The sequence below is a fragment of the Nocardia sp. NPDC059154 genome, from assembly GCF_042755705.1.
Lineage (GTDB): Bacteria > Actinomycetota > Actinomycetes > Mycobacteriales > Mycobacteriaceae > Nocardia.
Map to the genome: position 1 here is coordinate 1 of NZ_JBHZCS010000118.1, position 6,675 is coordinate 6,675.

Below are 6,675 nucleotides of genomic sequence, written 5' to 3' on the forward strand. Positions count from 1 at the left end.
TTGTTTTGTCGTGAATCAGAACGACTGGAGACTTTGCTGGTGTTCCAGTGCGGAAAACAGTTTTGTTCGAACGTGTGGAGGGGGCGGCACCGCTGCGCGGTGCCGCCCCATCACTCACTTCGAGACAGAACCTAGCTGACGAGTGAAAACTCATCGCTTTGCCAGAGGGTCAGGGTTCGTCCAGGTCGACGATCGTGCCCGTACGGTGGGCTGGACCTTTGGGCGGGGCGAGCATGTCACATGCCGAAGCTGCGCGGAGGGTCAGCGCTGTGAGCCCGGGCGGAGGGCTCCCAGCAAGGCGGCGAACCCGAGTGCGGACCTCGGTTCGTAGGCGGCGCGCCACAATCCGCCGTGCAGTGCCTGGTCGCTGAACAGCGCTTCCGGGTGCGGCCGCGGCGTCGGCGGCCGGTGCAGGTCGTGGACCAGCAGGGCGGCCATCAGTACGCGGCAGGTGTCGGGTTCGAATACCTCGACCCGGAAGTGGTGCGCACCCCCGTAGGCGGCAGCCAGTGCGCGATTCTTGGTGACCGAACGGGTCCACGACGCGGGCGCGACATTGAACGAGACGAGCTGACCGTCGCGTTCCGCAGTGATCCCGCGCCAGCGCTGGAGGCGTTTGGCCAGCGCATAGCTGGGTCCCTGCTGGGGCACGAGAACATCGGCGAGGCCGGTCCCGTCCTCGTGCGTCGTGGTGTACGGCGGCCGGAAGAGCGCACCTCGCGAGACCGAGCGGGCCACGCTGTCCAGGTATTTCGGCCAGCCCCGTCCGTGCCATGCGCTCACCCCGGCGTCCACGACCTCGCGGGGTACGACGAAGGCGTCGGTGGGGGTGGCGAGGTAGGCGAGCGCGGTCCGCGCATCGAGCCCGGACAGATAGGTGGCCAGGAGGTCGGCCGCCATCGTGATACGAACGTGCGCGCCGCGATCGGCGTAGGCGTACATGCCGAGAACCAGTGGCAGCTCATGGCTTTCGGTGGTCAGCCAGGCGCTCAGCTCGGGCAGCTCGGTGGCCAGGTCCAAGCCCGGTGTGCCGTCGGGGCGCAGCGGCCACCGGACCGTGCCCGCGCCGCTGCGGGCGGTTTCGCCGATCCGCTGCCACAGGTCACGGCCCGCCACATCGACGGCGAGGACGTCGGCACCCCACGCGGACAGCGTGGCCAGCGGGCTGAGCTCGGCCCCGGCACCCAGCAGCACGATGCTGCGGCCAGGCACCGACAGCCACTGCGGATTGGCCACCACCCGGCCGATGGCCGCGCGGAACGAGGGTTCGGCGACACCCTCGGCAACCCAGCTGTCGAGTTGCCCGAGCAGGTCGGCCCCGCTCAGCCGTCGGCCGCGGTAGGGAATCTGTAGCTGTGTCACCGGGCGGTTGTGGCCGGTGACGGTAGCCGTATCGGCTTGCCAGACCGCACCGGTCGCGAGATCGAGGTCGGCCAGCGGAATGTCGACTGTGCCTTTGCGCCAGACCATGTGTCGCCGGGCCGACGTGAGTCCGCGTGCCGCGACCGCATGCGCGACCTCCGTACTTCCGGCCGAGGCGCTGGTCACTTCGGCGAGCAGCGCGGCATAGTCGGTGCGCCACGCCCGGTTTCGACGAATCCGCTGCACCAGCTCAGGTGCGGCGGGGTCCGCGGCATCGGCCAGGATCCGGGTCAGGGTCGGGGTGGTGGGGCGTGCACCGGACGCCTCGGGAAAGTCGACGGTCATGTCACCTGTTCCTGTGAATGATCTTGCGGCAGCGGCGTTCCAGCAGGACGACGGCGAGCCCGAAGAACCGGAATGCCGGATTGGTCGTCTGCCTGTGGTGGTACCGGAAATAGATCTGCTGGCAGATGACCGCCAGCCGGAACAGACCGAAGACCTCGTAGAAGGCCCATTCGCGATCGGTGAGACCGATTCCTGTTCGCCGGCAGTAGTATTCGACGACCTCACGGCGCGTCAGCATGCCGGGGGTGTGGGTGGGCTGGCGGCGGAAGAACTTGAACGCGCGGCCGTCGTCCTGCTGGACCCAGTACGCGAGTGCGCTGCCGAGGTCCATCAGCGGATCCCCGATGGTGGCCAGCTCCCAGTCGAGCAGCCCGATGGGCCGGGTCGGATCGGAGTGATCGAGGACGATGTTGTCGAAACGAAAGTCGTTGTGGATGAGCACGGCCCCGCGATCGGGCGGCTGATTGGCGGCCAGCCACGCCATCACCGATTCGAACGAGCCGACATTCCAGGTCCTGGCCCGTCGGTAGCGCTTCGACCAGCCCGCCACCTGACGGGCGACGTAGCCGGGCCCCTTCGACATCCAGCTCAGCCCCGCCGCCTCGGGATCGATCGTGTGCAGATCGACCAGGACGTCGAGAACGTTCGTACACAGCTTGCCGACTTGCAGCGTGGTGAGCTCCAGGTCCTGAGGGAACTCCTTACGGGGGATGATGCCGTCGAGTCGTTCCATCAGATAGAAAGGGGCTCCGAGGATTTCGGGGTCCTCGCACAGCGCGACCGTCGACGGCGCGTAGTCGAACACCGGCCCGAGCGCGGTCTGCACGCGGTACTCCCGGGCCATATCGTGCGCCCCTTCGCCGTGCCGCCCGGCCGGGGGCCGCCGCAGAATGAGGTCACGGCCCGGGTACTCCAGCAGGTATGTCAGATTCGAAGCGCCACCGGAGAACTGGCGCACCGCAGGGATGCCGCTCAGCGTTTCGTCGGCGACCTGAGTACGTAGCCAGGCCGCCAGCGTGTTCACGTCGAAGGCGTCCTCGGACCGCACCTGCCGAGCCTCCGTCCGCGTAGGGCCGGGGGTCGATGTCATGTCAGCTTCCTCACGATCGACAGGGGCAGCACCTTCATGGCCATCGCGAGCGGAACCCACGGCCAGCTCGGGACATACGCGACGGCTCGGCGAGCCTCGATGGCGGCGACCATGGACGCGACACCGGGCGCCGTGTCGACCATGAATTTGGTGCGGTCCGCGGCCGCGGCATTGATCTCGGAGCGGATATATCCCGGCAGGATCAGCGAAATGTCCACGCCGGGAATGCGTTCGGAGCGCAGCCCCTCGGCCAGCGCGGCCACCCCGGCCTTGCTGGCCGCGTAGACGGTCATCGAGCGCCGCATCCCCCGCACCGCCGAGAACGACGAGATCAGCACCAGATGGCCGCGCTGCTGCGCACGGAAGATCTCCAGCGCGTGTTCGCTCTGCGACAGCGCGCCGACGAAGTTGGTCATCGCCGTGGTGCGGTTGGCTGCGGCGCCGCCGGTGCCCAGCGCCGCGCCCAGACCACTGCCGGCATTGACGATGACCCGATCGATGCTCCCGAAGGCCGCGCGGAAGACTCCGAAGGTCGCGCGCACGGCGTCGTCATCGGTGACATCGAGGGCCGCGATCTCGACCCGGACGCCCGGATGGGCCTCGGCGAGTTCGTCTTTCAGTGCGGTGAGCCGATCGACACGCCGTGCGCACAGCCCGAGGTCATACCCGCGCCCGGCGAATTGGCGCGCCATCTCCTCGCCCAGACCGGAACTGGCTCCGGTGATGATGATCGTGCCCTTGCTCATGGAATGCGGTCTCGCTTTCTCGGGTTCTCTCACCGGCGCTCGGCATATTTGGCGAGTTCGACACGTCCGACGAGGTCCAGGTGCACCTCGTCGGGTCCGTCGGCCAGCCGGATCGCCCGCGCGGCCGTCCATGCCGCGGAGAGCGGGAAATCGTCGGATATGCCTGCGCCGCCGTGGATTTGCATGGCGAAGTCGATGACGTCCTGCGCCACCGCCGGCACATGCGCCTTGATCTGGCTGATTTCACTGAGCGCACCGAACGCACCGACCGTGTCGAGTTTCCATGCGGCATTGAGCACCAGCAGCCGCGCGGAGTCGATGGCGATGCGCGCCTTCGCGATCCGCTCGCGGTTGCCGCCGAGGTTCGCCAAGGGCTTTCCGAATGCGGTGCGATCCAGGGCTCGACGGCAGGCGGCCTCGAGGGCGGACTCGGCGAGTCCGATCAGGCGCATGCAGTGGTGCACCCGGCCGGGACCCAGCCGCCCCTGCGCGATCTCGAAGGCCCGGCCGGGGCCGAGCAGGATATTGGACGACGGCACACGAACATCGGTGAACGAGACTTCGCCGTGCCCGAAGGGCTCGTCGTATCGGCCCATCGTGGGCAGCATCCGCTCGACGCGGACGCCGGGGGTGTCGCGCGGGACGATCACCATGGTGTGCCGGCGGTGCTTGCCGGCGTCCGGATCGGTCAAACCCATGAACAGGATGACCTCGCAGTCCGGATGGCCGATGCCGGTGGTCCACCACTTCCGGCCGTTGAGCACGACCTCGTCCCCGTCGGGCACCGCGGTGGCCGCCATGTTCGTCGCGTCCGAGGACGCGACGCCGGGTTCGGTCATGGCGAACGCCGAGCGAATTCTGCCGTCGAGCAGAGGCTCCAGCCAGCGATCGCGCTGAGCCTGATCCCCGTACTGCAACAGGACTTCCATGTTTCCGGAATCGGGTGCGTTGCAATTGAATACGTGCGGGGCCAGGAACGATCGCCCGGTGACCTCGGCGATCGGCGCGTAGTCGGTGTTGGTCAGGCCCGCACCACCGTCGGTGCCGAATCGTGCGGCGTACTCACCCGCGTGCGCGGCCGGCAGGAACAGATTCCATAGGCCCTCCGAACGGGCCTTGGCCCGCAACTGGGCCAGCATCGGCAATGGCTGCCACGGATCCCCACCCGCGTCGCGCGCCGCGGCAAGCTCCCGGTGATACCCGGGCTCGACGGGGAGGATCTCGTCGTCCACGAAACGGCGTACGCGCTCGACAAGATCGGCAGCGCGAGCGCTGGGTGCAAAGTCCATGACTCCTCGATTTCCTGAGGCAAGATGTGCATATGCCATTCTGGTGGGGTCCGAACATCGATTGAATGGGCATGAGAACCCCATTGGGTGTGCACATGCATATGGGTGAGCTGACGAGGAACTCGCGATGGTGACGAACACAGACCGGCCGGCGGTTCCGGTCGGGCCGGGCCGGAGGGAAACCGCCGCCCGGATAGCGACGATGATCTCCGCGGCCGACCCGGAACTGCGCCAGATCTCGGCGGACCTCACCCGCCTGTATCGCGACAGCATTCCCGTCTATGACCAGGTAGATCCCGACTCGATCGAGCAGAACACACGTGCCGTACTCGAGATCGCGGTCCGTCACCTGCGCACGGACCTGGCGCAATCGAGCTTCGATGAGCTGGCCGCCCTCGCTCGCGTGTGGGCCGACCAGCAGATCCCGCTCGAACTCGTCGCACACAGCATCCAGATCGGGGCGCGCCGGATATTCGCGATCGTCCGTGAGCGCGCGGTCGCCGCCGAGATACCGGCAGCCGAGATCGACGCCATGCAGGACCTCATGTGGGAGTGGGCAACCGCCTCGGCTACCGCGGTGCACATGGTCCTGCAGGACCGGGCCATCGACGGCGCCACCCGGCGCGCGGACTTCCTGCGCCGTCTGGTCGACGGCAGCCTGTCCCCGGCGGCGATCGCCGCCGAGGCCGGGCACCACCGGGTGGATCCGGATCATCGCTACCACGTCGCCTGTGTCGCCTGGGATGAGACGAAAGCCGCGTCCGAACTGCTCGGATACCTGCGCGCACGCGGATCGACATCGAAACTGCCGGTCGTCGACACGGTCATCGACCGCCACCTGGTCGCCCTGCTCCCGCACACACCGGACGACCCGCCCCCGGCGGGGACGGTGGCCCTGGGGCCCTCGGTGCCGCTGACCGAGGCTCCGCTGTCCTATCGCCACGCCCGCCAGGCCCTCGACCTCGCCGCCCGCAACGATCGGACCGGGCTGGTCGATCTGGCGACGCTGGGCCCGCTACCGTTGCTCGCGTATCCCGACGAGGCGGTCGACGTGCTCGCCGCGAAGCACCTCGCGCCGCTGTTGCGTCACAGCGCGGGTGCCGAGGTGGCTGCCACGGTGGAGGCGTACCTCGATTGCGACCGTCGTATCGACGAAACTGCTGCCAAGCTCTACCTCCACCGCAATACCGTCCGAAACCGGTTGCTGCGCTTCGCCGAGATCACCGGCCTGAACCTCGACCGCACCGACGATCTGATCGTGGCCTGGTGGCTGCTCACGTACCGCCGGAACAGCGAATCGGGCATCGGCGCATAACGCCCGGAGTCCTCATTTCGGTTCGCGCGGACGATATTTCGAGCCGTTCGGACGATGCAGAACACCGGTCATCAGTGTCGCCAGGGATTCTTCGAGCGCGGCGCACACGTCGATGCGAAGTTCGGCCAGGCCGGGGTCGGCATCGTAGGCCGCCACCGTGCTCGCCGACGGCCGGCCATGGGCGTACAGCCCTGCGACCATGGCCACGCCCATCAGACAGATCGTCAATGCCTTGTCGCCGAGTTCCGGCACCACCTGGCGGAGGAACCATGGCGCACAAGTGGACCGAGAACGAACCTCTTTCGGCCTCTGATGAATGCACTGCTTACCTTTGTGTGCGGACGCTAACGCAAGGATGAAATGTAAGCGCTGTCAACACTTGTTAAATTGGTTCCATGGCAACGTCGAACGCGCCGTATCACCACGGCGATCTGCCCAGCGCGCTGGTGCGCGCGGCTGTGGAACTCCTCGAGGAAGGCGGGGCGGGTGAGCTTTCGCTCCGCGCCGCCGCGCGGCGGGCGGGCGTGT

The 6,675-nt window shown here is 67.6% G+C and carries 6 protein-coding genes and 1 pseudogene; 2 read left to right on the forward strand and 5 right to left on the reverse strand.

Annotation, left to right across the window (positions count from 1 at the left end):
- Positions 1-261 precede the first annotated feature (261 nt).
- From ACFXN1_RS48840 to ACFXN1_RS48855, 4 genes are read right to left on the reverse strand one after another with little or no spacing between them, the layout of a single operon-like run.
- Complete coding sequence (locus ACFXN1_RS48840) at positions 262-1,707, reverse strand: hypothetical protein (protein ID WP_379445491.1); 1,446 nt, start codon at positions 1,705-1,707, stop codon at positions 262-264.
- Between the two features lies 1 nt (position 1,708).
- On the reverse strand, positions 1,709-2,797 hold the full coding sequence (locus tag ACFXN1_RS48845; RefSeq protein WP_379445490.1) for a phosphotransferase family protein: 1,089 nt from the start codon (positions 2,795-2,797) through the stop codon (positions 1,709-1,711).
- Complete coding sequence (locus tag ACFXN1_RS48850; protein WP_379445488.1) at positions 2,794-3,543, reverse strand: SDR family oxidoreductase; 750 nt, start codon at positions 3,541-3,543, stop codon at positions 2,794-2,796. Before ACFXN1_RS48850 ends, ACFXN1_RS48845 begins: the two co-directional genes overlap by 4 nt.
- A gap of 29 nt (positions 3,544-3,572) precedes the next feature.
- A complete protein-coding gene (locus ACFXN1_RS48855; protein ID WP_379445486.1) occupies positions 3,573-4,832 on the reverse strand; it encodes an acyl-CoA dehydrogenase family protein in 1,260 nt (419 codons plus the stop codon).
- A gap of 127 nt (positions 4,833-4,959) precedes the next feature.
- On the opposite strand from ACFXN1_RS48855, the gene ACFXN1_RS48860 reads away from it, so the two are divergent.
- Positions 4,960-6,147 (forward strand): PucR family transcriptional regulator, encoded by a 1,188-nt coding sequence (locus ACFXN1_RS48860; RefSeq protein ID WP_379445485.1) that lies wholly within the window; start codon positions 4,960-4,962, stop codon positions 6,145-6,147.
- Positions 6,148-6,159: 12 nt separating this feature from the next.
- Here ACFXN1_RS48860 and ACFXN1_RS48865 read toward each other — a convergent pair whose 3' ends face one another.
- Positions 6,160-6,402 carry a hypothetical protein gene (locus ACFXN1_RS48865; RefSeq protein ID WP_379445484.1) on the reverse strand — a complete coding sequence of 81 codons (243 nt, stop codon included), beginning with the start codon at positions 6,400-6,402 and terminating at the stop codon, positions 6,160-6,162.
- Positions 6,403-6,542: 140 nt separating this feature from the next.
- Here ACFXN1_RS48865 and ACFXN1_RS48870 point away from each other — a divergent pair.
- Positions 6,543-6,675 (forward strand): annotated as a pseudogene (locus ACFXN1_RS48870) (TetR family transcriptional regulator); the annotation flags it as partial.

Coding starts and splice junctions, on each gene's coding strand:
- ACFXN1_RS48840 (WP_379445491.1), bottom strand. CDS start 1,707: ATGACCGTCGACTTTCCCGAGGCGTCCGGTGCACGCCCCACCACCCCG.
- ACFXN1_RS48845 (WP_379445490.1), bottom strand. CDS start 2,797: ATGACATCGACCCCCGGCCCTACGCGGACGGAGGCTCGGCAGGTGCGG.
- ACFXN1_RS48850 (WP_379445488.1), bottom strand. CDS start 3,543: ATGAGCAAGGGCACGATCATCATCACCGGAGCCAGTTCCGGTCTGGGC.
- ACFXN1_RS48855 (WP_379445486.1), bottom strand. CDS start 4,832: ATGGACTTTGCACCCAGCGCTCGCGCTGCCGATCTTGTCGAGCGCGTA.
- ACFXN1_RS48860 (WP_379445485.1), top strand. CDS start 4,960: ATGGTGACGAACACAGACCGGCCGGCGGTTCCGGTCGGGCCGGGCCGG.